A 23,836-nucleotide genomic window follows, 5' to 3' on the forward strand; every position below is an offset into this window, starting at 1 on the left:
GGGAAGCCGTAACCGCCACCGGGCGGCGGCGGGGGAGGGGGCGGAGGAACGGCACCAGCCATGCGGTGACCGCAGACCTCGCACCAGTCGTCGGAACCCGACTGGTGTCCGTTCGGGCAGGTCGGCATGTCGGCGCGTCCCCCTCTCCTTCTCTGTCCTACCAGGGTCCTGCTAGGTCACTTCTGGTCACTTCTTTACACGAACAGTCTTTGTGGACCGGGTCTCGAGAGTCATCTCGTCCGCTTCCGCGACCTTCGCCTTCAACCGCACAGTACCTGTCGCGGCATCGACCACGTCCACCACCTTCGCAAGCAGTTTCGCAGTATCGGCGTTCCCGGAGGCGCTCGCGAGCTGAACGGCCCGGCCCAGTTTGGCCGTTGCTCCATCCATATCGCCCGCTTTGCGACGATCTAGCCCTTCTTGGATGGCTTGCGCCAGTTCGGCCTGGCCGGTGTAGTGGGCGACCTGAGGGTTGATCGACGTCGAGGCGACCATGTCGTCGGTCCACACGGCCCGCACGAGACCTTGCGCGCCCAAGTTCTGTGCGCTGCCGTCGGGTTGGGGGACGACCAGGGAGACCCGGGCCGCCAGCATCTCCTGGCCGAGGTCGGCGGCCGGGACCTCCACGCAGAGGTGGTAGTCACGGGACTCGTCTCCCCAGGAACCGGTGGGATAGTCCCCGGCGCGAGGCCCGGCCTCGGTACGGCGGCCGGTCAGCTCCTCGACGGTGGGAGCGACCTGCTTGACGAACTTGATGGTGGTGCCGACCGGTGTCCACACCCGCAGGGAGACGTCCGCGACCTCCTTGCCCATGGCCGTCTCCATCATCTGTGTGAAGTCGGCGGCGAGAGCGGCCGGGTCGGCAACGATGTCCGCGGTGCCGAGCAGGGCCGAGGCGATCCCTGTGACTTCACTCACTTCCCAGTCGGTGCCCACGCCCCGGGCGTCGCATGTGAAGCGTCCGGCGCAGGCGTCGAGGGAGGCCTTGAGGTCCTGCGCCGACTCGTGTTCGTTGCGGCCGTCGGTGAGCAGGATGCCGTGGCGGATGGTGACGTCCGCCGAGGACAGCAGCCGGTCGGCGAGCCGCAGCCAGGTGCCGATGGCGGTACCGCCGCCCGCGCTGAGCTTGCGCAGGGCCTGCTTGGCCTGGTCGCGGGTGGTGGCGTCGGCGACCGCGAGCCGGCCCCCGCCCGGATACACCTCCTTGGCCACGTGCGTACCGCCGATCACCGCGAAGTGCACCCCGTCGCGCAGGGTGTCGATGGCGGCGGCGGTGGCGTCCCGGGCGTTGCGCATCTTGGTCGGCGGATAGTCCATCGACCCCGAACAGTCGACCATGACCGCCACCGCCGCGTCCGGTCCCTGCCCCGGTGTGAACAGGTGCGGTGCCGCGACGGCGCTTCCGATCGTGCCGCCACCGGTCGCCGTCACCGTGACGATGCCGTTGACCTCGCGGGCGCCTTCCGGCAGGTACTCGTTCTGGTACACGTCCATCGAGAACTGCGGCACGTTGGACTTCGAGAAATTGGCCATGCCTGCTGAATCCCCCTCGCAGACCCCACGGTTGTCGTGAGGTGATGACTGTGTGCGGACCGGTCCCCTCCGGTCCGCTGAGACGTCCCCGTAATCGGCCTCAGGCCGATCCTGCCCCCTGCGGCGGGGCGGGGAACGGGACGAGGGCCACTGTTACGTTGTCGTGGCCCCCGCCGTCCAGAGCGTGACCGACGAGCACCTGTGCGCTGTGCAGCGGGCGCACCGCCGCGTCGAGCGGTACGGCCTCGGCCATCTCCTGCGCCGCCTCGGCGTAGTTCCACAGTCCGTCGGTGCACACCACCACTACACCCGCACGGTCCGGCTTGAAGGAAGCGGTGTGCGGCTCCAGTTCGTACGCGTCCGCGCCGAGCCAGCCGGTGATCGCGTGGGCGCGCTCGTCGGCGTAGGCCTCCGCCTCGTTCATCAGACCCGCGGCGACCATCTGCGCGGCCCACGAGTCGTCCTCGGTGAGCCGGGCCGGCAGTGAGCTGCGGTCGACCGGGACCCAGTAGGCGCGGCTGTCGCCGACCCAGCCGACCACCAGCAGTCCGGACGTCACGATCGCGCCGACGATCGTGCAGGCCGGGGCGTTCTGGTGCGGGGCGTGCTCACGGGCCGTGGCCGGTTCCGCGGCCAGCGAGTTGACCGCGCGCGAGGCGGCGACGATCGCGTCGTGCATGGCCTGCTGCGGGTGGGTGCCGCGCGGCAGGGCGGCGAGCAGCGCCTCGCTCGCCGCGCGGGACGCGGCCAGCGAGGCGTCGTCGGGGCGGGTCGCCGAGGAGACGCCGTCGCAGACGATCGCCATGGCGGCGGGCCGGCCGTCGGGCAGGGTCACGTTGCCGATGGCGAACGCGTCCTCGTTGCGGTGGTGGCGCAGGCCCCGGTCGCTGACTGCGGCGATCGGGCCGGACTCCTGCTCCATGTGGTCGCGTTCGCGCGGCTGGGCGTGGCCGCAGTTCTCGCAGTAGCCGTCGTGGTCGACCCGTCCTGCACGGCAGGCGACGCACACCTTGGCGCCCTCCGCAGGGGTCGGCGTCTCCTGGGCGACGCGCGGGTCGGGCGCCTGGAGCGGGTACTCGTCCGGCTCCGGCGGGCGGTCGAAGCGCACGCCGGTGACGGGGGAGACCGGGGAACCGGTGGGCGGGAGCTCATGGGCACCCGCCGCGGGCGCGGCCGGCAGCTCACGGCCGCCGGAGTCGGTGCCCGCCAGGTCCGTCGGCACATGCGTGGCCGGCGGGGTGTCGGAACCGGCCGGCTCGGAGGCGACCGGCCAGGGGACCCCCTCGGCCGGACCCGAGCCGTTGACGACGAGCGTCGGATCGTCGTCGGGCGGGGCGGGCACCGCGGACAGGTCGTATCCGCACGCACCGCAGAAGCGGTCACCCGACTCGAGGGGTTCCTCACAGATCGGGCACCTCGACAGGGCGATCGGCTGGGGCATCTGCGACATCAACTACACCCACGTCCGGGGGCGGTAACGATTGGCACGTTCCACCAGGTCGATCCTCTCCTCGCCGCCTCGGGCCAGCCGGGCCAGCGTGCGGTACGAACGCTCCAGGCCGAAGCGGAGTCCCCGCTCGTCCAGTTCGCTGCCGAGCAGTACCCGGCGTGCGGACGGTGCGGCGCCCTGGCCACCGGAGAGTATCCAGTCCAGCGCGGAGCCGAGGACTTCAGCGGACAACTGCTCCCGGCGCGCCGGATCCAGTCCGTACGCGTCCAGCGCCTCGACCTGCCCCGCGGCCGCGGTCAGGTCGTCCAGGAACGGTACGTCACCGGCGGCCGCCGTGCGTCCGCGCAGTCGCGCCCGTACGGCGGCCACGCGGGCGCCCGTGTAGTGGATGGACGACTCCGGCACCGACTCCAGTGTCCGTACGGCGCTGGGGCGGTCCCCGCTCGCGAGCTGGACGCGGGCCAGACCGAAGGCGGCGCTGACGTAGCTGGGGTCGGTCGACCACACGAGACGGTAGTACTCGGCCGCGTTGTCGAGCTGTCCCAGCACCTCCGCGCACAGGCCGAGCGCCAGCTTCGGCGCGGGCTCGCCCGGGAAGGCGTCGTAGATCGCGTCGAAGGCGAGCGCGGCGGCCTCGTGATCGCCGGTGACGAGCGAGGCGACACCGCGGTACCAGACCACCCGCCAGTCGTCGGGCCGCTCCTCCTCCAGCCGGCGCAGGGCCTCCAGCGCGGTGTGGGCGTCCCCGTTCTCCAGCCACGCCCGGATCTGCCGCAGCCGCGTCTCGACGGAGGGCGCGGGGGCGGCGGCCAGTGCCCCCAGCAGCTCGGCGGCCGCGGTGGCCATGAGCCCGGCGAGGAACCCGGCGTTGGGATCGGAGGGGTCGACCCGGGGAACGGGCAGGGCCAGGGCCGCGGCCGGTGTCCCCACCGTCTTGACGAGGGACCCGGTGCTGCCGAGCATCGGGACGACCGCGCCGGCGGCCGAGAGCTGCGGAAGGGGAGCAGGGGAGCGGCGGCGGGTGACGACCACCCGCGCCCCCAGCCGGGACACCTCGCCGTCCAGCTTCGGGAACAACTCCGTGTCGGTCACCCGCAGTTCGGGACCGAACAGCGTCGACAGCGCGGGCCGGGCGCGCCCTGTCTGGAGGGACACGACCTCCCGCAGCACGCCGGTCAGCTGCTCGGCCATCTCCTGCGCGGAGGCGAACCGGCGGGCCGGGTCCGGATCGGTCGCGCGGACCAGCAGCCGGTAGAACGACTCGTACTGACGGAAGACCTCGATGTTGTCGGGGTCCGGCAGCGAGTCCACGAAGACGTTCGTGTAGCCCTGGAAGTCGAAGGCCAGGACCGCCAGCGTCCGCGCCACCGTGTACAGGTCGGAGGCCAGCGACGGGCCGACCTCCGCCACCTCCGGCGCCTGGTAGCCCACCGTGCCGTAGATGGCCGACTCGTCGTCGTCCATCCTGCGCACCGCGCCCATGTCGATGAGCTTGAGCTGGTCCTCGGTCTGGATGGCGTTGTCGACCTTGAAGTCGCAGTACAGCAGATTGCGGCTGTGCAGATGGCCGAGCGCCTCCAGGGCCTCGATGCCGTACGCGCAGGCCTGCTCCACCGGCAGCGGGTCGCGCTTGCCGGTGGGCGTGCGGCGGTCGTTGGCGATCTCCTTGAGCGACTTGCCGCCGACGTACTCCATGACGATGTAGCCGTCGAGCGAACCGGTGCGCTGGTCGAGGTGCTCGACGAAGTTGTAGATCCGCACGATGTTGGAGTGCTCGATCTCCGCGAGGAAGCGCCGCTCCGAGATGGCCGCGGCCATCGCGTCCTGGTCACCGGTGTCCAGCAGGCCCTTCAGCACCACCCAGCGGTCGGACACCGCGCGGTCCACCGCGAGATAGACCCAGCCCAGACCGCCGTGCGCCAGACAGCCCACGACCTCGTACTGGCCGTGCACGATGTCACCGGCGTTGAGCTTCGGGATGAAGGAGTACGGGTTCCCGCACTTCGTGCAGAAGCCCTCGGTGCGGCCCTGGCGCTCCCCGCGGGAGCGGCCCACCTGCGCCCCGCAGTCCGAGCGGGAGCAGAACCGCTTGCGCTCGGGGACCTCCGGGTTCTCCAGGACCATCGCGCGCGGGTCTGGCCGCGGCACGTCCGGGACCTGGACCAGGCCCACGCCGAGCCGGCCCCGGGCGCTGGTGTTGGTGCTGGAACCGGAGCTGCGCACCGACACCGAGCGGCCCGTCGTACGGCCCGACAGGGCGCGCGAGAGGCGCCCCGACACCGAGCGCCGGGACTTCGACGACTGCGACGACGTACGGGAACTGGTGCGGCTGCTGGAGCGCGAACTGCTGCTGCCCGAACCGCGGGAGCCCTTGCCGCCGCCGGTGATGCCGGTCGGTGGGGAACCCACCATGCCCTTCGAGGACACCACCGGTGCGAGACCGCAGGTGTCGCAGTACAGTTCACCGCCGCCCACGTCCTCGTACGAACCGCCGCAGCCGGGCCGCTGACAGGTCTGCTGTGCCTCACTCATGACTGGGCCTCCCCCCTACGGTCCTCGGGCCCGCTCTGCTCCGGCACCCGCGGGGTGCGGAACAGGTCGGCGGCCGCCTGCTGGTAGCGCAGGACGGCCTGTTCGGCGACGCGCAGATCGCAGGGCGCGCTCCACAGCATGCGGCGCGCCGCGTCGTAGCGCTCGATGAGGAACGGATCCTCGGCGAGGCCGTGCCGGGCGACCTTCGCCTTGTACGCGTCGAGGCGGCCGCGCAGCTCCGCGCGGACCGCCAGTGGCTGGGTGACCGCGGTCAACGACTCGCGGGCCCGCAGCAGTTCGTCCTCCGCCTTCTGCTCCAGGGACTCCAGGAGCGGCGAGAGGCGGTGCCACTGGGCCTGTCTGCGGTACTCGGCGGCCGTCGCCAGCTGCTCCTGCAGCGCGGTCGGCGGTCCGCTGACGACAGGCACCTCCGTGGCGGCGATCTTCGCCAGCACCTCGCCGCGCGCGATGCGGGCCTCGGCGAGCGTACGGTCCGCGCGGGACAGCACGTCACGCAGCTTGAGCAGGCGCTGCTCGGCGTCCTGGCGGACCGTCAGCACCGCGTCGATCTCCCGGCGCACGTCCTCCAGGGCGCGTGCCTCGCGGTCGTACACCGTGGTGTCGGGCCGGCCGCCGCCCGGTGCCGAACTCCCCTGTGTCGGCAGCCAGTACGCCAGCGGGTCCGACACCACCTGTTCCCGCAGATGCGTCAGCGTGCGCGTGATGCGCTCCAGGTCGTCGCCGGCCGGGTGCTCGCCCGGGCGGACGCCGACGGAGTGCGCGAGCTTGCGGGTGCGCTGGAGCTCCGCGGCCAGTAAATCTATGCGCGCGGGCAGCGCCGACCACACCGCGTCGGAGGCGACGACCATGTCGAGGCTCGTCGCGTACAGCTCGTTCATCCGGTCGACGAGTGTGACCAGGCTGAACTGCTCGCTCAGCTTCCCTGAATTGCCGTGCAGGGTAGGTGCGTTCGCTGTCGCCGTGGCACCGCCGGCCACCGTGACCGACTCGCCGCGCAGCAGCTCCGTCAGTTCCGCCAGGTCGCCCTGGCTGGACCAGCGGCGGCGGGACCTGATCTCCCGGGCGCTGCGCAACGCGTCCGTGTACGCGTCGAAGTACGCCCACAGCAGCGTGATCGACGCCTCCGCGGACGTCCAGCGGTCCTTGGTGACACCCGTGAGCGCGGCGCCCTCGAGCAGTCTGCGGCCCGAGTGGTCCTGCAGGGCGAGGAGCGAGGTCTCGATGGCCTCGTACTCCGCGCCGAGCCGCGCCAGCGCACGGTCCACCTCGTCCCGGTCCATCACCGGCCCGGGGGGTCCCGTGACGCCCATCGATCACCTCTCGCTGCTGGGTTGTCGGGGTTGGGTTCGTGTTGTGGGTGGTGCGCTCCGCGTCAGCTCTTGCGCAGGTACTCCGGAGCGGGCGGCTCGGACTTCGCCGAGTCCGTGCCCAGTGTCGCCGACAGCCACTTGTCGTACGACGCCTGCCAGCCGTTCGCGGTGTCCTTGCGGTAGTCCACCAGGATCTGGTTGACCCGGCGTACCAGATCGTCGGCGTCGAGCTTCATCGCCACGCCGTAGTACTCGGTGGTGAAGGGGGCGTCGCCCTTGAGCTCGACCGTCGGATCCTGCGCGGCCTGGCTCGCGGCGAGTGCGCCGTCGGTGACCACGGCGTCGACCTCACCGAGCTGGATCCGCACCAGGCAGTCGAGTTGGTTGGGGACGACGGTGGAGGTGATGTCGGTGGTCTTGGGGAGCTCGCCGGCCTTCTGGCGCGCCTTCAGCTCGGAGTTGGCCGTCGAACTCGCGGCCGTGCAGACCTTCTTGTCGGCGAGTGAGCCGTCGGGGCCGGTGATCGGCGAGGACTTGGGGGCGAGGACCTGCTGTCCTGTCTTGAAGTACGGGGCGGAGAAGGCCACGTCGGCCGTCCGGTCGCAGTTGATGGTCATCGTGCGGACCACCATGTCGACCCGGCCCGACTGGATCGCCGGGATACGCTGGTTGGTGGGGATCGCCTTGAACTGCACCGCGTTCGGGTCGCCGAGGATCTCCTGGGCGATCCGGTGCACCAGGTCGATGTCGAAGCCCTCCAGCGTGTTGCCGCCCTCGTCGTTGTTGGGGTCGCGGTAGCCCCAGCGGTAGCTGTTCTGGTCGACGCCGACGATCAGCTTGCGCTTCTCGCCCTCGCGGGCCTTGATCTTCTTGATGGTGTCGCCGTCCGCGCTCGACGGGGACAGCGTCTGCTTCTCCGGGGCCTTCTTGATCTGCGGGTCCAGACAGGGATCGTCCTCGGCCTTCGCCTGGACGCCGTGGGCCACGCCCGGGCCGCCGGTGCTCCCGCCCTCGCCGGACGACTGGGTCAGCGGCAGCAGCAGGACGAAGGCGACCGCGAGGGCGCAGACGACCGCCATCGCGGCGACCCCGCCCCAGCCCTTCAGACCGGACCGCAGTGCCCGCACAGGTCGCGTACGTCGAGGATGTGGTGCTCGCATCGGATTGCCCCCTCTCACCGGTACTCCGACAGCCTGCGGCCGATGCCGAGGACCGCGCCGGCCGCGCCCAGGACGGCGAGCACCGCGGCGCCCACCGGGAGCCCCGTCATCGCGCCCAGGCCGTCGCCGGCCGACTGCTCGAACTCGGCCTCCTCGTGCTTGAGCGCCTTGGCGAGGTTGTCGTCGATGCTGTCGAAGCACTCGCCCGTCGCGCCCTTGGCGCCGATGACCCGGTTCAGGGCCTCTTCGTAGTTGCCGAACTCGTCCTGTTCACGGGCCGCGGCGTGCCGCTCCTTCCACACCGTCATGTTGCCCTCGGCGGCCGTGACGGGCTTCTTGCCGGTGCCGTCGTCGGCGAGCTCGGCCGCCTTCGCCAGGCCCTTGCCGAGGTTGTCCATGTCGGTCTGGAAGTCGTCGTCGTAGGCGTCCACGGTGATTTCTTCGCCCTTGGCGTCCTTGACCGTCTTCGTCTCGGCGCCGCGGGCCACCAGGGTCAGGTTCTCGTTGCCCCGCGCCTTGAGGGAGGCGATGCGGGCGTCGTGCAGCACGTTGAGCGAGCGGACGCCGTGGTCGTAGGAGTCGTTCAGGCCCGCGCGCGCGACGCTGTGACCCACGACGAGCCACAGCAGGACGACCGTCGCGGTGGCCGTCGCGGCCACCAGACCGTGGTTCATCAGGCGGTTGGTGCGCTGGTAGTTGCGGTGCTGGGCCCAGGCGAGCGCGGCCAGCGCGAGGACGCCGAGGCCTATCGCGGCCCAGGGGTAGGGCGTCGCGTCGTCGTAGTCGGCCCGCAGCCGCTGGTTCTCGTTCTTGTACAGCTCCTCGGCCGCCGGGAGCATGTCGTTCTGCATGGTCTCGTTGGCGAAGCGCAGCCAGGCGCCGCCGACGGGGAAGCCCTGGCGGTTGTTGGTCCGCGCGCGCTCCACATAGCCCTTGTACTGCGGCAGCAGACGGTTGAGCTCGGAGACGGTCGCGGCGGCGGCGGAGCCGGGGTCGGAGTTCGCGGCGGCCTTGACGAGGCCGGCCGCGGCCCGGTCGATGTCCTTCTCGTAGCGGTCGCGGGACTCGGCCGTCTCCTGGCCGCCCGCCAGGAAGCCGCTGGAGGCGGCGGTGTTGGCGTCGGCGAGGCTGCGGTAGATGTCGGCGGCGGCGCTGCTGAGCGGCTGGCTCTTGTTCAGGACGTCGTCGGCGGCCGCCGCGCGGTCCGTCATCTGCCAGGCGGTGACCGCGCCGAAGGCCACCACGAGGGCGGCGAGGAAGGCCCCGATGATGCGCAGCCGGCCGGGCTCGGTGGTGGCCGCGGCGCGCAGCCGGTCGACGCCCTCGGCGAACGCGGTACGACGGGGCTCCGGCGGTGGGGCGGGTGTGGGGGTGCCGCCGGGTGAGCCGTTGGGTGTGCCGTGGGAATGCGTCTGCTGTGGTGGTACCGCCGGCATGGTGGGCATGCCTGGTACCGGTGGTGGCGCCGCGCTGCTTTTGGGCGGGTGTGTCACTGTTGACCTCCCCCGTGGTCATCCGTCGCCGCAAGTATCGCTGCCGGGACCGACATCCGCACCGGCCTTCACTGGATCTTGATCGGATTGCAGCGCGGTGCGCGGGTTTCCGGCATTGCTCGGCGCCCCGCACCACCCCCTGCCCATTCACACGCGGGGGGAATCTGTTCGGTTCCAGGTTCGGGTTTCGGGGGCCGCGTCAGGCGTCGTAATACCTCCGTACCCGGGTCTGCGCCGCCATGGTCGCCCCCAGCCCGTCCAGCCCGAGCAGGGCCGCTCCCAGCACCGGGCTCGCCGTCACCACCTGCGGTACGGCCTTGGGGGCGCGGGATGCCAGGAGCTCCCGTATGCCGTCGTCCAGTTGGGGATGGCGTGCCGCCAGGATGCCTCCGCCCAGCAGTACCGGGGTCTCCTCCGCGAGCAGGTCCAGGCGGCTCAGGGCCACCGTGGCCATCGTCGCCACCTCCTCCGCCAGGCGGTCCACCAGGGCGCGGGCCACCGGGTCGCCGTTGGCCGCCGTGGTGAACAGGACCGGGGTCAGTTCGTGGCGGCGGCTCGGTTCGATGTGCTCCAGGTGGAGGGCCTCGATGAGGGCGAGCATGGTGTCGTGGCCGAAGTGGGACGGCAGCGCGCGGGAGAGGGCCGTCGGCTCCCCTCGGCCGTCCTCCGCCCTCGCCGCGTGCCACAGGGCCTCCTCGGCCAGACCCCAGCCGCCGCCCCAGTCGCCGGAGATACGGCCCAGCGCCGGGAAACGGGCGGTGCGGCCGTCGGGGCGCATGCCCACGCAGTTGATGCCGGCGCCGCAGACGACCGCCACACCGCGGGGCTCGGTGACACCTGCCCGCAGGATGGCGAAGGTGTCGTTGCGGACCTCCACCGTCGTTCCCCACACGCGCGCGTGCAGGGCCGTGGCCAACTGCTCCTCCTCGACCGGGAAGTCGGCGTTGGCCAGACAGGCCGAGACATGGTCCACCGAGGTGATCCCCGCCGCCGTGAAGGCCTCGGCCACGGGTTCGGCGAGTGCGTCCACCGCGGCCCGCACCCCCACCGCCGGTGGCCGGAAGCCCCCGCCGCGCGCGGTGGCCAGGACGGTTCCGTCGGCTGTCACGACCGCGACGTCGGTCTTGCTGTTGCCCGCGTCTATGGCGAGGACACGTGCGGTCATGCCCACGCGAGATGCTCCCGGTTGTGTGCGACCAGTCGGTCGGTGAGTTCTTCCGCGTACTCGTACTGGCCGATCAGGGGGTGGGAGAGCAGGGCGCGGAAGACACGGTCGCGGCCGCCGTGCAGGGCCGCCTCCAGGGCCAGGTCCTCGTAGGCCGTCACCGCCGCCGTCAGTCCCGCGAAGAGGGGGTCCACGGTCTGTACCGGCAGCGGGGTCGGGCCCGTCCGGCCCACCGCAGCCTGCACCTCGATCACCGCGTCGTCGGGGAGGAAGGGCAGCGTGCCGCGGTTGTGGGTGTTCACCACCTGGTACGGGCTTCCGGTGCCGGTGAGCAGGCCCGCCGCCAGGTCCACCGCCGCCTCCGAGTAGAAGGCGCCGCCCCGCCGGGACAGCAGCTCCGGCTTCTCGTCCAGCGCCGGGTCGGCGTACAGGCGGAGCAACTCCTGTTCCATCAAGGCCACTTCGGTCGCCCGGGAGGGCTTGGTCCGCAGTTCTCGTACGACCTCGTCGTGTGCGTAGAAGTAGCGCAGGTAGTACGACGGGACCACGCCGAGGCGGTCCAGGATTGCGCGGGGCAGATGCAGATCGGCCGCGATCGCCTCGCCGTGCCCGGTCAGCAGGTCGGGCAGTACGTCCTTGCCCTCCGGGCCGCCCAGGCGTACGCCGGTCTCCCAGGTGAGGTGGTTGAGGCCCACGTGGTCGAGGAAGATCTCCGGCGGCGCCACGTCGAGCAGGGCCGCGAACTTGCGCTGGAAGCCGATCGCCACGTTGCACAGCCCCACCGCCTTGTGGCCGGCCTGGAGAAGGGCCCGGGTGACGATGCCCACCGGGTTGGTGAAGTCGATGATCCAGGCGTTCGGGTTCGTACGGCGGACCCGTTCCGCGATGTCCAGGACCACCGGGACCGTGCGCAGCGCCTTGGCAAGGCCGCCCGCGCCGGTGGTCTCCTGGCCCACGCAGCCGCACTCCAGCGGCCAGGTCTCGTCCTGTGCGCGGGCGGCCTGGCCGCCGACGCGGAGCTGGAGGAGCACCGCGTCGGCGCCGTCCACGCCCGCGTCGAGGTCGGAGGTCGTCACGATCCGGCCCGGATGGCCCTGCCGCGCGAAGATACGGCGGGCCAGGGCGCCCACCAGCTCCAGACGGTCCGCCGACGGGTCGACCAGGACCAGTTCCTCGATGGGGAGGGTGTCCCTCAACCGGGCGAAGCCGTCGATGAGTTCGGGTGTATAGGTCGAGCCTCCGCCGACCACGGTGAGTTTCACTGGAGGGACACTCGCTTTCGGGCGCCGGGGATGGTCTTGATCGGCCGGGGGTCCGGGGGTTGTCCCCCGGGGAGACGCAGCATGCGTTCAGCCCTTTACTCCGGTGAGCGTGACACCCTCCACGAACGCCTTCTGAGCGAAGAAGAACACGAGGATCACGGGGGCCATGACCAGCACGGTCGCGGCCATGGTCAGGTTCCAGTCGGTGTGGTGGGCGCCCTTGAAGGACTCCAGGCCGTAACTCAGCGTCCAGGCGCCCGGGTTCTCCGAGGCGTAGATCTGGGGGCCGAAGTAGTCGTTCCAGGCGTTGAAGAACTGGAAGAGGGCCACCGCGGCGATCCCCGGCTTCGCCATGGGGAGGACGACCTTCAGCAGGGTGCGCAGGTCTCCGCAGCCGTCCACCTTCGCCGCGTCCAGATACTCGTTGGGGATCGTCATCAGGAACTGGCGCAGCAGGAAGATCGAGAAGGCGTCCCCGAAGGCCAGCGGGATGATCATCGGCCACAGGGTGCCGGAGAGGTCCAGCTGCTTCGCCCAGAACAGGTACATCGGGATGACGACCACCTGCGGCGGCAGCATCATCATCGAGATCACCAGCATCAGGGAGAGGCTGCGGCCCCGGAAGCGGAACTTGGCGAGCGCGTACGCCACCGGGACCGACGACACGACCACGAGGACGGTGCCGAGTCCGGCGTAGAGAAGTGTGTTCTTCCACCAGGTCAGAAAGCCCGGGGTGTCGAAGACCTTGCGGTAGTTGGCCCACTCCCAGGTGTGCGGGATCAGGTCCCGGCTCAGGGCCTGGTCGTCGCTCATGAGCGAGGTCAGGAAGACGAACACGAAGGGGAGCGTGAAGAACAGGGCCGCGGCGATACCGAGGGAGTGGATCGCGATCCATTCCAGGAGCGCCTTGCGGCGGGCCGTGCGTTCGGCGGGGGAGGCCGGGGTCTTCAACTCCACCGGCCGGTCCAGTACTTGGGTCATTTGTCAGTCACCTGCCTGGATGAGACCGCCGCGGCGCCGCATCAGGATCGCGGTGAAGGCCATGGAAAGGGCGAAGAGGACGAGGGCCACGACACAGGCCGAGCCGTAGTCGAAGCGCTGGAAGCCCAGGTTGTAGACGAGTTGGGGGAGTGTCAGGGTCGACTTGTCCGGGTAGCCGGGCTCGAACATGGTGCCCGCGCCCTGGATCACACCCGAGGCGACCTTCCCGGCGACCAGCGGCTGGGTGTAGCACTGCATCGCCGCGATCACCCCGGTGACCACCGCGAACATGATGATCGGCGAGATGTTGGGGATCGTGACGAACCGGAAGCGCTGCCACGCCGAGGCCCCGTCCAGCTCAGCCGCCTCGTACTGCTCCTTCGGTACGTCGAGCAGCGCGGCCATGAAGATGACCATCAGGTCGCCCACGCCCCACAGGAACAGCAGGGTGAGGGCCGGCTTGGACCAGCTCGGGTCGTTGAACCAGCCCGGGGCCGGGATGCCGGCCTTCTCCAGGACCGAGTTGACCGGGCCCGTACCGGGGTTGAGAAGGAAGGCGAAGGCCATCGTGGCCGCGACCGGCGGGGCCAGGTAGGGCAGGTAGAAGAGGGTGCGGAAGACACCCGTGCCGGTCTTGATCTTCGTGATGAGGAGACCGATGCCGAGTCCGAAGAGGACCCGCAGGGTCACCGTGATCACCACCAGCCAGAGGGTGTTGCGCAGGGCGGGCCAGAAGTAGGGGTAGCTCTCGAAGACGTAGGTCCAGTTCTTCGTCCCGCTCCATGTCGGCGGCTTGAAGCCGTCGTAGTGCATGAAGGAGAAGTAGAGCGTCGAGATCATCGGGTACGCGAAGAAGACCGTGAAGCCGATCAGCCAGGGCGACATGAAGGCGGCGGTGCGAAGTACCGAGCGGCGGCGCTTCGACCTCAGTGTGTTGGTGCTCATCGCTACTTCGCCTGCGCGATGTCCGTGTCGATCTGCTTGGCCGCGGCGGCGAGGCCGGACTTGAGGTCCTTGGTCCTGCCGCTCTCGTACTCGTAGCCGAAGTTCTGGATCGTGGTGAGGTAGACGCCGCCGTTGAGGGAGGCGGGGCTGGTCGTGGAGTTCGGGTTCGCCGCGATCTCCAGGAACGTCTTGAAGCGCGGGTCGTACTTCAGCTTCGGGGACTTCAGGGCTGCCAGCGTGGAGGGCACGTTGTGGATGGCGTTGGAGAAGTCGACCACCGCGTCCGTGTCCGTGGTGATGTACTTGACCAGCTCCCAGGCCGCGTTCTGCTTCTTGCTGGTGGCGGCGATGCCGGTGATCGTGCCGGTGATGTAGCCCTTGCCGTACTGGTCGGCCTTCTCGTCGGGGACGGGCAGCGGGGCGACGCCGATCTCGAAGTCGGGCTTGGCCTCCAGGGCCATGCCCAGGCGCCATTCGCCGTCCAGCTGCATGGCCACCTGGCCGGTGTGGAAGGGGTGCTTGGGGCCCCATTCGTCACCGAGCTTGGCGCGGTACTTCTCCAGCTTCTGGTAGCCGCCGAGCTCGTCGACCAGCTTCTTCTGAAGGGTGAAGGACGAGGACACGGCCGGGTCCGTGGCGACCGTCGACTTGCCGCTCTTGTCGAAGTACGTCGGGGAGAACTGGCCCATGTAGTGCTCGGTCGTGGTCTCCCAGCCGTGGTAGTTCGGCATGAAGCCGAGCTGCTTGTAGCTGTCGCCCTGAGTGATCGTCAGCTTCTTGGCGTCGGCCTCGAACTCGGACCACGTCTTGGGCGGACCGCTGATGCCCGCCTTCTCGAACGCGGTCTTGTTGTAGTAGAGGCCGTACGCGTCACCGAGCAGGGGTGCCGTGCAGCGGTTGCCCTCGAACTGGGTGTACTCGTTCATCGCCGTCGGGAACGTCTTGGCCGGGTCGATGCCGGACTTCTCGAAGTACGGGTTGAGGTCGATCAGGGCGCCGGAGGAGCAGAACTTGCCGACGGCGTTGGTGGTGAAGGACGAGATCACGTCGGGTGCCTTGGAACCGCCCGCGCGCAGCGCCTGGTTGATCTTGTCGTCGGTCATGTTGCCGACGACGTTGACGTGGATGTTGGGGTGCGCCTTCTCGAAGCCGGCGATCAGGGACTTGACCGCCTTCACCTCGGCGGGCGCGCTCCAGGCGTGCCAGAAGTTGAGGGTCGTCTCCTTCGAGGCGTCGTCGTCGGCGCCGGAGCTCGACTGGCCGGTACAGGCGGAGGTGGTGAGAAGGGCCGCGGAGGCGATCAGGGCAAAGGCCGTTATTCGGGCGCGCTTGGGCATGGCGAGGTCTCCCTGGAGCGGGGAATGGGTGAGAGGGGCCTGACGAGAGGGGGGCTTACCGGGGGCGGGGGCTCAGCGCGAGGTGTCGAAGACCTCGTCGCGGGTGGCCGCCAGCGCGCTCTCCAGCGCGCCGCGCAGCACGGGGTGTTCGGGTACGTCGCCGAGGACGAGCTTGGGCCTGGCCGCGGCCAGCTCCTCCATCTCGGACTGGACGAGGGAACGCAGCACTTCGCCGCCGGAGGCGAGCGAGGCGCCGCTCAGGACCACGAGTTCGGGGTCGAGAACGGAGACGAGGGAGGCGAGACCGGTGGCGAGACGGGTTGCGTAGGTCTCCAACAGGTGGCGGTGACTTCGCTCTTCGGACTGGGCCGCCCGCTCTACGAGGGCGGCGGCGACCTCGGCGTAGGGGCCGCTGGGGATGCCGTCGATGCCGAGTTCGCGGGCGAGCTTCGGGATGGCCTGGGAGCCGGCGAGTTCCTGGTAGCCGCCGCTGTTGGCCTTGGTGACCTGCCGGACCAGGGGGGTGCCGGGCACGGGCAGGAAGCCGACCTCGCCGGCGCCGCCGGTCCAGCCGCGGTGCAGCCGGCCGCCGAGGACGAGGGCCGCGCCGAGACCGCCCTCGTTCCACAGCAGCACGAAGTCCTCGTGACCGCGGGCGGCACCGAGCCGCTGTTCGGCGACCGCGACGAGGTTGACGTCGTTCTCGTACTCCACCGGCATCGGCAGCGCGGCGGCGAGTTCGTCGAGCAGGGTCGGCGTGTGCCAGCCAGGGAGGTGGGAGGCGTAGCGCAGCCGGCCGGTGCCCGGGTCGAAGGCGCCGGGGGTGCCGATGACGAGGCGGTGGACGTCGGCGCGGGCCAGCCCCGCCGCCTTCACGGCGCCGTCGAGGGCGTCGGTGACCTGCTGGACGACGGGCTGCGCGGGGCGTCTGCCGGGGGTGGGCAGTTCGTACGACCCCACCGTGCGGCCGGTGATGTCGGCGACGGCGGCGAGGATGCGTTCGGGGGTGACGTCGAGTCCGGCGGCGTGTCCGGCGGCCGGATTGACCTCGTACAGCTGGGCGTTGGGACCGGGTCGCCCCTCGGTGGTGCCGGTGGCGAGGACCAGTCCCGCGGCTTCGAGGCGGGCCAGGAGCTGGGAGGCGGTCGGCTTGGAGAGGCCGGTGAGCTTGCCGATCCGGGTGCGGGACAGCGGGCCGTGCTCCAGGAGGAGGTCCAGTGCGGCGCGATCGTTCATGGCGCGCAGCGTGCTCGGGGTGCCGGCCATGTGTACCCCTCTCCCGGGACTGTTCCGCAGCAGACTTTACGGAAGGCAACTGTTAGGAAGGTTTCCTATCGGATGCAGGGAACATAAGTCCCGGTCGTGGGGGAGTCAAGGGGGGTCGAACAAACCGCCCCCGCAGGAAACGGAGTCGTTACCTGCGGGGGCGGTCAGGGGCGGTGCGGGGGTGACTACTGGACGTCGATGTAGTCGCCGGTGGCCTTCGCGGCGGCGGTCGTGGTGGTGCCCGCGAAGACGTAGCGGTAGTAGCCGTCCTTCGACGCCGTCACGGTCGACTTGAGAAGGCCGCCGGTCGAGGAGGTCGCCGTCTTGACGGTGCTGTAGGTGTCCGAGCCCTTGGCGCGGAACTGCAGGGTGGCCTTCTGGGAGACGTAGCCGGTGTAGCTGCCGGTCTCCCAGTTGGCGCGGGTCAGCTTGCCGCTGACCGTGATGGTCCTGCCCTTCTTCACCGGCTCCGGCGAGGCGTTGGCGGTGAGCTTGGCGGCGCGCTGGACCTTGGCGGTGCCCTTGTTGCCCCAGGCCGCGAAGCCGTACTCGAAGCTGATCTTGTCGTCCGAGTCGTCCAGGTCGGAGTCGGTCTGGCCGTAGAAGCCGCCGACCTTCCAGGTGGTGGCGTCCGCGGCCTCGAAGAGGTCGTACGACGGGTCGACGTGGAGGGTGTCGGAGCAGGACTCCGTCACCGTGGTGTCCGTCGTCGCCGTGGTGGTGCAGGCCGGCGAGGCGTCGCTCTCGATCTCGTTGTCGAAGGACGCGAGCGAGCCGCGGTAGAGCAGGACGCCCGCCGCGTTGTTCTTGTAGTCGATCGTCAGGTCGGCGGGACGGGTCAGGGTGTACGTCACCGGGACCGTGACCGCGCTGGTGGTGCCCACGACGATCGTCTTGCCGTTGTTCACGACGACGTCCGCGAAGGCGAGGTCCGGCGTGGCGGCCTGGGCGGCGGGCACGGCCAGCGCGGACAGAGCCAGGGCACCGCAGACGACGGTGCCTATGGCGAGCTTTCTCATGTGTTTCCCCACATTCAGGGCGGACCCCTGGGCGTTGCGCTCCAGAGCAAGGGCCCGCTGATGGCTTGAACCTAAGCGAGGGAGGGTGGTGTTGGGAATGCGGAGAACGTGTGAGCAAGATTAATTCCGGAGGCGTCACACCTTCATCACGATCCAGCTTTCCGCAGGTGAACGGGTGTCGCCTGGACGGCTTCCTGTACTTTCATCCGCCTGCGAACGTGAAAGTGGAGGGGGCGCGGTGTGAAGACCTCGGCGGTCCTGCTGTGTGCGGCCGTGTTCCTCGTGGCCGGGTGCCGGGTGGGCGGGAACGACTCGGCGGCGGTCACGCGTACCCCGGCCGGTACGGCGTGCTCGGACGGGGAGATCCGGTGGGCCGGGGTGAGCGAGGAGCGCAGACTCATCGCGGTGTCCCGGCCGGTCGAGGTCGGCGAGAAGGACGGGAAGGTCCGGTTTTCTCCCGTTCGGGTGCGGGAGTTGGAGCCGAGGGTGGAGATGAGCGGCGAAGGGCCGTCGGCGGGGCGGCTGTTCGCGTCGCTCGGCAAGCGCCTGGGGTGGGAGGCGGACACCCTGGCCAGGCCGGGCAGGTCGTCCGCCGTCAGGGAGCGGGACGACGTCGCCGACTTCGAGGGCGGGGGCACGTTCGTCTTCGCCCGGGCCGTCCGGTCCGTCGAGGCGAGCTTCACCGCGGACTGCTCCGGTACGCCGGTCTACGGCAGTGTCTCGTCGTGGCACGGCAGCTCCGGGGCGTCGCTCGCGTGCGGCGTGGAGCCGTCCGTGGAGGGTGCGGACGAGCCGTGGATCGCGGAGGCCTACGAGTTGGGGTGCGGCTCATGAGTGCGGCGGCGGTGTGCTGGCGGGCCAGTGCGACCTTCTTCGGCCCGCTGATGATCCTCCCGGTGCTCCTGTCGCTCTGGGACGACCACTCCTCCTGGTCCGCCGTGGGGCAGGGGGTGCTGGCCTCGCTCGCGGCCTGGGGCGCCGTCAGCTTCGCCTGGGCGGTGGTGGCCTGGCTGCTGCTGAAGCGGCGGGCGCGGGCGGCGGGGATCCGGCTCGACTCGGGGGCGTTCGAGGAGCGGCAGACGCATCTGCTCCGGTCGGACGAGGGGGGGAAGGACCAGGTCCGCGTGCGGCTGCCGGCCTGCGAGCGGGCGTTCCTCGTCCTCGAACCGGCCGCGGACGAGGTCACCTTCCGCTGGCGGCCGGGCCGTCGCTCGGATCACTCCGTGCGGGCTTCGCTGACCCTCGACGCGGTCGCGGGGACGGTCCTGGTCGACGTGAAGGGCGGCGACGGGCACACGGGGGTGGCGGGGCTGCGCAAGGGCACGGCCTTCCTCGCGGTGTGCCAGATCGCGCGGACGCTGGGGCTGGTGGGGGCGAAAGACAGCCGTATTGGACTGGTGTGACGCGAGCTTGGTGGCGCTGGAGTGCGGGCTGCTGCTGACGGGGGCGTGGCGGCATCTGCCTCAGCTGGGTCCGGGCGGTACGGCGAACTCGACGCTCATGATCCTGGGCGCGCCGGCGCCGAGTGCTCCGTCGGCGAGGTGGTGACAAGCCCGCGGGCCGGTGGGGGCTGGTCGCGCAGTTCCCCGCGCCCCTTACCGGGCGCGGTTTCGCGGTCGCCTTCGCCAGGTTCGCTCGGCCCTACGCGAAGAGGCGGCGCCCGGGATCCCGGGCGCCGCCTCTTCGTACCGGGGGCGTCTTACTTCGTCACGCTCGGCGGCGTTATCGGTGTCGCTGCCTGGGCCTGCGGGGAGGAGGTGTTCGCGTAGGCCGACGGGGCCGACATGCCCGCCGTCGGGTCGGTGTCCGGGGTGGCGTCCGTGAGGACGACAGGGCCGCCCACGATGGGGATCTGGGCCGCGTCGAAGGCTCGCTTGATGCGCCAGCGGAGTTCGCGCTCGACCGTCAGGGCCTTGCCCGGCATGGTCTTCGCCGAGACGCGGACGACCATCGAGTCCAGCAGGACGTTGTCGAGGCCCAGGACCTCGATCGGGCCCCAGAGGAGCTCGTTCCAGGGCTCGTCCTTGCTCATCCGCTCGGCGACGTCGTCGATGGTCCCCTTCACCTTGTCCAGGTCCTCGTCCGCACGGACCGTGACGTCCACGCCGGCCGTCGCCCAGCCCTGGGAGAGGTTGCCGATGCGCTTGACCTCGCCGTTGCGGACGTACCAGATCTCGCCGTTGTCACCGCGGAGCTTCGTCACGCGCAGGCCGACCTCGATGACCTCGCCTGAGGCCACGCCCGCGTCGACGGTGTCCCCGACGCCGTACTGGTCCTCCAGGATCATGAAGACACCGGAGAGGAAGTCGGTGACCAGGTTGCGGGCGCCGAAACCGATCGCCACGCCCGCCACACCCGCGGAGGCGAGGAGCGGGGCCAGGTTGATCTCGAAGGTGCCGAGGATCATCAGGGCCGCGGTGCCCATGATGATGAAGCTCGCCACCGAGCGGAGCACCGAGCCGATCGCCTGGGAGCGCTGACGGCGGCGCTCGACGTTGACCAGGAGGCCGCCGAGGGCCGTGCCGTCGACCGCCTGGACCGTGCGGTTCATGCGATCTATGAGCTTGGTGATCGCCCGCCGCACCACCACTCTCAGCACCGCCGCGATCACCAGGATCAGCAGGACGCGCAGACCGATCGCCAGCCAGGTCGACCAGTTCTGCTCGACCCAGCTGGCGGCGTTCGTCGCGCTCTCCTGGGCGTCCTGGAGCGAGGGGACGGCGGGCGTCGACGTGCCCGAGGGGGACGGGGACGGCGACGCCGCGGCGGCCAGTAGGACGGCGGACAACGACACGGCAGGTACCTCCAGGTGCAGCCCCTGCCTCCCGGTACGGCGGTCAAAGATCGTGAAGGTCACGGAAAGGTCACCGGGCGGCAGACCCACCACACTAACGGTGCATCGTGTGTGGATCGTTGCAATGTTCGGGGGAGAGACCCTCCTCACCTGGGGATGAAGAAAGGTGTGGTCGAAAACACTCTCAGCCCGTTACCGGGAGATGGTGGCGTTACCACCAGGCATGAGGGGAGACTGACTACAGATCGTCCCGGCGCGAGCCACGCGCCGCCGACGCCCGAGGAGGCATCCGTGCCGCATGTCCTGGTCCTGAACGCGTCGTACGAGCCACTGGGCGTCGTACCGCTCCGCCGCGCGCTCATCCTCGTCCTGGAGAACAAAGCGGTCTCCCTCGAGGAATCCGGCGCCTTCATGCACAGCGCAACCGTCACAGTCCCCGCACCAAGCGTGGTCCGGCTCAAGCGATTCGTCCGGGTTCCCTATCGGGGGCCCGTTCCTCTGACCCGCAGGGCGCTCTTCGCGCGCGACGGGGGCCGGTGCATGTACTGCGGTGGCGTCGCAACCAGCGTCGACCACGTCATCCCGCGCAGCCGCGGGGGCAAGCACGTCTGGGACAACGTGGTGGCGTCCTGCCGCCGCTGCAACCACGTGAAGGCCGACCGACACCTGTTCGAGATCGGATGGCGGCTGCGCCACAAACCCGCCCCGCCCACCGGTCTGGCCTGGCGCATCATCGGGACCGGACACAGGGACCCGCGCTGGCTGCCGTACTTGCAGCCGTACGGCGCGGAAGACGCGATGGCCCGGATCGACGGCATCTCTGCCTGACACGATCCGGGCCTTTGTGCAGCCGCGGACGGTTGCGCACCGGCCCCGGGGGTCCCCCGTGCCCCCGGCGCCGGTCGTCCATGCGCTCACGCGTAGCGCAGCTCCGCGGGGTTCAGAGAGCGGCGCAGCAGCGGGAGCGAGGTGGCGGCGGCGAGCAGACAGCAGGCGTACACCGCGGGCGGGACCAGGAGCGCGGAGTACGGCACGTCGTGTGTCCCGTACTCCGTGTCGACCGAGGCGTACCAGGCACTGATCGCCATGCCGCCGATGCCCGCCACCGCGAGCGCGGGGGCCAGCGGTAGCGCGGTCTCCAGCAGCGTGGCCCGGATCAGCACCGCACGCGGCACCCCGGCGGCGGTCTGGGCGGCCAGCCCCCGGCGCCGGGTGGCCAGGGACTCCGCGGTGCCGACGGCGAGACCCACCAGGACGAGGCCGAGGGCGACGAGGATCGCGGCGCCCGTCAGGTCGATGCCGGTGGTGTAGTACGACACGCCCATGCCGAGGCGCCCCGCGCGGTCCTGGGCGTACAGAGCCGTCAGAAACACCGCCCGCACCCCCATGAAGCCCGAGCCGACGACAGTCACCAGCAGCACCGCCGCATGCGTGCGGGCCGACGCCCACGGGTCGTCCCGTAGCCGGGCTGCCGCGATCAGCACCGCCGGGCTTGTGGCACGGCCGGTGAGACCCTCGCCCAGCTGCCGGGCCGAGGCGCCGGACAGCCACACCGCCGCGGCGCCGACCAGCAGACACGCGGCGAAGACCGTGAGCGGGACGAGCGTGGGCTCGAACGGCGCGCGGTGGAAGGGCGTCGTCAGGGCCTCCAGCACCACGAGCGCGAGCAGCGCGGTCGCCAGCCGGAAGATCCGCCCCGGCCTCCGGGCCGGCCGCACCCGCCGGATCCAGCCCAACGGCGAGGCGACCACCCGGCGCAGCGCGAGCGCGCTGACCGCCGCGCCGAGCACCGGCACCCCCACGGCCACCAGCGCGACGAGCGCCCAGGCGAGCGGGGTGGGCCGGCTCCACAGGCGCAGCAGGGACAGCGCCGAGAACACGGTCGCCACGGCCGAGCCCGCCAGACAGGCCAGCCCGGACTCCAGCGCCGCGATCCGCCGCACCTGCCCGGGCGTGGCCCCGGCGAGCCGCAGCCCGGCCAGCCGCCGGTCGCGGTGCACCGCACCGATCCGGGCACACTGGCCGAGGAACCCCAGCACCGGAATGAACAGGAGCAGCAGCGCGACGATGACCCCGGCGCGGGTCCCGGGCTGGTCGAGCAGCCCGGCGCCGACCGACACGCTGTACTGACCGTCCATGGTCAGCAGCACGGCGATCACCAGCCCGAACTCCGTCGCCAGCGCCGCCCCGACCCCGGTCAGCAGCACCCGCCACCACTCCCGCCGGTCCGAACCCCGGGTGAGCAGCCAGGCCAGCCGCAGATCGGCTCGCAGCCGGTCGCCCGCGGCCCCGATCCGCTTGGTGAGGTGCTTGGTGTACGCCGTCCTCACGCCGCCACCCCCTGCGGCAGCAGCGCGCCGTCGCTCAGGCGTACCTCGCGGTCCGCGTAGGCCGCCACCTGGGCGTCGTGGGTGATGAGGAGGACCGCGGTGCCCTGCTCGCGGGCCGTGTGCACCAGGGCCGTCATCACCTGCTCGCCGGCGAGTGAGTCCAGCGCGCCGGTGGGCTCGTCGGCGAAGACCACCTTCGGCTGGGTGACCAGGGCCCGGGCCAGCGAGGTCCGCTGGGCCTGGCCGCCGCTCATCTCGCCGGGCCGCAGCCCTTCCTGCCCGCGCACCCCGAAACGCTCCAGCCACTCCCCGGCCTTCTCGTGGGCCTCGACCCGGGCGGCGCCCGCCAGCATCAGCGGCAGGGCGACGTTGTCGAGCGCGGTCAGCTCGGGGATCAGCTGGCCGAACTGGAAGACCACCCCGAACTCGGTCCGGCGCAGCTCGCTCAGCCGCTTCTCGGGCAGGGTGTCGAGCCGCTCACCCGCGTAGGAGACCGAGCCGCCGTCCGGGCGGACGATGCCCGCCAGGCAGTGCAGCAGCGTCGACTTCCCACTGCCGCTGGCGCCGGTGACGGCCAGGATCTCGCCGGCCCGCAGCTCGACCGAGGCGCCGCGCAGGGCCTCGGTCCTGCCGTGCGCCTTGACGAGGTCACGGGCCGCCAGAAGCGGCACTTCGTTGCTCATACTGTGTCGACCTCCGCGGTCAGGGTGGTCAGCCGGCCCGCCGTGGTGGTCATCCAACGGAGGTCGGCGTCGAGGTGGTTGAGGGCGTAGTCCGCCGAGAGCACGGTCGCGAGGTCCGCGCCCTTGCCCGTCTTGACCTGGGTGAGTTCACGCATCCGCGCCATGTGGGCGGTGCGTTGCGCGCTGAGATAGGCCTCCGGGTCGCCGTCGGCGAGGATCGCGACGACGACCTTGGCGAAGATCTCGTTGGTCACGAAGGGCGCGGGCGGGGTGATCTCCCCGGCCCACGTGGCGAGTTCTCGCTGTCCGTCGGTGGTGGAGCGGTACATCGTGCGCTCCGGTCCGCCGTCGGAGTCGGTGCCCTCGACCTCGGCCAGTCCGTCGCGGACCAGTCGTTGAAGGGTTGTGTAGACCTGCCCGTAGGCCAGCGGACGGGCCTGCGGGAAACGTTCGTCGTGGCGTCGCTTGAGGTCGTAGCCATGGCTCGGCCCCGTGGCGAGCAGCCCCAGCAGGATGTGGCGGGTGCTCATGGCGATCATTATGCACTCGCTACAT

At 70.8% G+C, this 23,836-nt stretch carries 20 protein-coding genes and 1 pseudogene; 3 read left to right on the plus strand and 18 right to left on the minus strand.

All coding sequences use genetic code 11. The features are described from left to right. The 14 genes and pseudogenes from TN53_RS49565 to TN53_RS18015 all read right to left on the minus strand — a co-directional run. Positions 1 to 128 (minus strand): annotated as a pseudogene (locus TN53_RS49565) (phosphopeptide-binding protein); the annotation flags it as partial. A 58-nt stretch (positions 129 to 186) separates the two neighbouring features. Beyond that, positions 187 to 1,533 carry a vWA domain-containing protein gene (locus TN53_RS17950; RefSeq protein ID WP_046259541.1) on the minus strand — a complete coding sequence of 449 codons (1,347 nt, stop codon included), beginning with the start codon at positions 1,531 to 1,533 and terminating at the stop codon, positions 187 to 189. Positions 1,534 to 1,633: 100 nt separating this feature from the next. Next, entirely contained in the window at positions 1,634 to 2,986 is a 1,353-nt protein-coding gene (locus TN53_RS17955) for a PP2C family serine/threonine-protein phosphatase (RefSeq protein ID WP_046259542.1), read from the minus strand. Next, complete coding sequence (locus TN53_RS17960) at positions 2,987 to 5,515, minus strand: serine/threonine-protein kinase (protein WP_095046564.1); 2,529 nt, start codon at positions 5,513 to 5,515, stop codon at positions 2,987 to 2,989. It abuts the gene before it with no gap. After that, complete coding sequence (locus TN53_RS17970) at positions 5,512 to 6,846, minus strand: hypothetical protein (protein WP_046259544.1); 1,335 nt, start codon at positions 6,844 to 6,846, stop codon at positions 5,512 to 5,514. The genes TN53_RS17960 and TN53_RS17970 overlap by 4 nt, the downstream gene beginning before the upstream one ends. 62 nt (positions 6,847 to 6,908) lie before the next feature. Continuing rightward, entirely contained in the window at positions 6,909 to 8,006 is a 1,098-nt protein-coding gene (locus TN53_RS17975; RefSeq protein WP_046259545.1) for a glutamate ABC transporter substrate-binding protein, read from the minus strand. A 14-nt stretch (positions 8,007 to 8,020) separates the two neighbouring features. Next, a complete protein-coding gene (locus tag TN53_RS17980) occupies positions 8,021 to 9,442 on the minus strand; it encodes a hypothetical protein (RefSeq protein WP_046259607.1) in 1,422 nt (473 codons plus the stop codon). 256 nt (positions 9,443 to 9,698) lie between these two features. After that, positions 9,699 to 10,670 carry an N-acetylglucosamine kinase gene (locus tag TN53_RS17985; RefSeq protein WP_046259546.1) on the minus strand — a complete coding sequence of 324 codons (972 nt, stop codon included), beginning with the start codon at positions 10,668 to 10,670 and terminating at the stop codon, positions 9,699 to 9,701. Then, the gene (locus TN53_RS17990; protein ID WP_046259547.1) at positions 10,661 to 11,926 is read right to left on the minus strand and encodes a 6-phospho-beta-glucosidase; all 1,266 of its coding nucleotides are present in this window, start codon (positions 11,924 to 11,926) and stop codon (positions 10,661 to 10,663) included. Before TN53_RS17990 ends, TN53_RS17985 begins: the two co-directional genes overlap by 10 nt. An 87-nt stretch (positions 11,927 to 12,013) precedes the next feature. Beyond that, positions 12,014 to 12,907 (minus strand): carbohydrate ABC transporter permease, encoded by an 894-nt coding sequence (locus TN53_RS17995; RefSeq protein WP_046259548.1) that lies wholly within the window; start codon positions 12,905 to 12,907, stop codon positions 12,014 to 12,016. Between the two features lie 3 nt (positions 12,908 to 12,910). Then, a complete protein-coding gene (locus TN53_RS18000; protein ID WP_046259549.1) occupies positions 12,911 to 13,852 on the minus strand; it encodes a carbohydrate ABC transporter permease in 942 nt (313 codons plus the stop codon). Between the two features lie 2 nt (positions 13,853 to 13,854). Next, on the minus strand, positions 13,855 to 15,189 hold the full coding sequence (locus TN53_RS18005) for an ABC transporter substrate-binding protein (protein WP_046259550.1): 1,335 nt from the start codon (positions 15,187 to 15,189) through the stop codon (positions 13,855 to 13,857). Positions 15,190 to 15,261: 72 nt separating this feature from the next. Then, positions 15,262 to 16,455: an ROK family transcriptional regulator gene (locus TN53_RS18010; RefSeq protein WP_046259551.1), complete on the minus strand. Its 1,194-nt coding sequence runs from the start codon at positions 16,453 to 16,455 to the stop codon at positions 15,262 to 15,264. A gap of 185 nt (positions 16,456 to 16,640) precedes the next feature. Beyond that, positions 16,641 to 17,474 (minus strand): hypothetical protein, encoded by an 834-nt coding sequence (locus TN53_RS18015; RefSeq protein WP_046259552.1) that lies wholly within the window; start codon positions 17,472 to 17,474, stop codon positions 16,641 to 16,643. Between the two features lie 240 nt (positions 17,475 to 17,714). On the opposite strand from TN53_RS18015, the gene TN53_RS18020 reads away from it, so the two are divergent. After that, positions 17,715 to 18,308 (plus strand): hypothetical protein, encoded by a 594-nt coding sequence (locus tag TN53_RS18020; protein WP_046259553.1) that lies wholly within the window; start codon positions 17,715 to 17,717, stop codon positions 18,306 to 18,308. Then, positions 18,305 to 18,877 (plus strand): hypothetical protein, encoded by a 573-nt coding sequence (locus TN53_RS18025; protein WP_159038148.1) that lies wholly within the window; start codon positions 18,305 to 18,307, stop codon positions 18,875 to 18,877. Before TN53_RS18020 ends, TN53_RS18025 begins: the two co-directional genes overlap by 4 nt. Positions 18,878 to 19,173: 296 nt before the next feature. Here the strand turns inward: TN53_RS18025 and TN53_RS18030 are convergent, their stop codons facing one another. Continuing rightward, on the minus strand, positions 19,174 to 20,268 hold the full coding sequence (locus TN53_RS18030; protein ID WP_046259608.1) for a mechanosensitive ion channel family protein: 1,095 nt from the start codon (positions 20,266 to 20,268) through the stop codon (positions 19,174 to 19,176). Between the two features lie 291 nt (positions 20,269 to 20,559). On the opposite strand from TN53_RS18030, the gene TN53_RS18035 reads away from it, so the two are divergent. Beyond that, positions 20,560 to 21,096 (plus strand): HNH endonuclease, encoded by a 537-nt coding sequence (locus TN53_RS18035; RefSeq protein WP_046259555.1) that lies wholly within the window; start codon positions 20,560 to 20,562, stop codon positions 21,094 to 21,096. 86 nt (positions 21,097 to 21,182) lie between these two features. Here the strand turns inward: TN53_RS18035 and TN53_RS18040 are convergent, their stop codons facing one another. From TN53_RS18040 to TN53_RS18050, 3 genes are read right to left on the minus strand one after another with little or no spacing between them, the layout of a single operon-like run. Next, the gene (locus tag TN53_RS18040; RefSeq protein WP_420719107.1) at positions 21,183 to 22,598 is read right to left on the minus strand and encodes an FtsX-like permease family protein; all 1,416 of its coding nucleotides are present in this window, start codon (positions 22,596 to 22,598) and stop codon (positions 21,183 to 21,185) included. Further along, a complete protein-coding gene (locus TN53_RS18045; RefSeq protein ID WP_046259556.1) occupies positions 22,595 to 23,281 on the minus strand; it encodes an ABC transporter ATP-binding protein in 687 nt (228 codons plus the stop codon). The genes TN53_RS18040 and TN53_RS18045 overlap by 4 nt, the downstream gene beginning before the upstream one ends. Beyond that, positions 23,278 to 23,811, minus strand: a complete 534-nt coding sequence (locus tag TN53_RS18050) for a PadR family transcriptional regulator (protein WP_046259610.1) — start codon at positions 23,809 to 23,811, stop codon at positions 23,278 to 23,280. The genes TN53_RS18045 and TN53_RS18050 overlap by 4 nt, the downstream gene beginning before the upstream one ends. Positions 23,812 to 23,836 lie beyond the last annotated feature (25 nt).

This window comes from Streptomyces sp. WM6386, from assembly GCF_000972385.1.
GTDB lineage: Bacteria > Actinomycetota > Actinomycetes > Streptomycetales > Streptomycetaceae > Streptomyces.

What these genes read in the sequence shown, in the direction of transcription:
- TN53_RS18025 (WP_159038148.1), top strand. Translation starts at nt 18,305, where the DNA reads ATGAGTGCGGCGGCGGTGTGCTGGCGGGCCAGTGCGACCTTCTTCGGC.
- TN53_RS18045 (WP_046259556.1), bottom strand. Translation starts at nt 23,281, where the DNA reads ATGAGCAACGAAGTGCCGCTTCTGGCGGCCCGTGACCTCGTCAAGGCG.
- TN53_RS18010 (WP_046259551.1), bottom strand. Translation starts at nt 16,455, where the DNA reads ATGGCCGGCACCCCGAGCACGCTGCGCGCCATGAACGATCGCGCCGCA.
- TN53_RS18015 (WP_046259552.1), bottom strand. Translation starts at nt 17,474, where the DNA reads ATGAGAAAGCTCGCCATAGGCACCGTCGTCTGCGGTGCCCTGGCTCTG.
- TN53_RS18050 (WP_046259610.1), bottom strand. Translation starts at nt 23,811, where the DNA reads ATGAGCACCCGCCACATCCTGCTGGGGCTGCTCGCCACGGGGCCGAGC.
- TN53_RS17970 (WP_046259544.1), bottom strand. Translation starts at nt 6,846, where the DNA reads ATGGGCGTCACGGGACCCCCCGGGCCGGTGATGGACCGGGACGAGGTG.
- TN53_RS17995 (WP_046259548.1), bottom strand. Translation starts at nt 12,907, where the DNA reads ATGACCCAAGTACTGGACCGGCCGGTGGAGTTGAAGACCCCGGCCTCC.
- TN53_RS17980 (WP_046259607.1), bottom strand. Translation starts at nt 9,442, where the DNA reads ATGCCGGCGGTACCACCACAGCAGACGCATTCCCACGGCACACCCAAC.
- TN53_RS17960 (WP_095046564.1), bottom strand. Translation starts at nt 5,515, where the DNA reads ATGAGTGAGGCACAGCAGACCTGTCAGCGGCCCGGCTGCGGCGGTTCG.
- TN53_RS17950 (WP_046259541.1), bottom strand. Translation starts at nt 1,533, where the DNA reads ATGGCCAATTTCTCGAAGTCCAACGTGCCGCAGTTCTCGATGGACGTG.
- TN53_RS18005 (WP_046259550.1), bottom strand. Translation starts at nt 15,189, where the DNA reads ATGCCCAAGCGCGCCCGAATAACGGCCTTTGCCCTGATCGCCTCCGCG.
- TN53_RS17975 (WP_046259545.1), bottom strand. Translation starts at nt 8,006, where the DNA reads ATGCGAGCACCACATCCTCGACGTACGCGACCTGTGCGGGCACTGCGG.
- TN53_RS18000 (WP_046259549.1), bottom strand. Translation starts at nt 13,852, where the DNA reads ATGAGCACCAACACACTGAGGTCGAAGCGCCGCCGCTCGGTACTTCGC.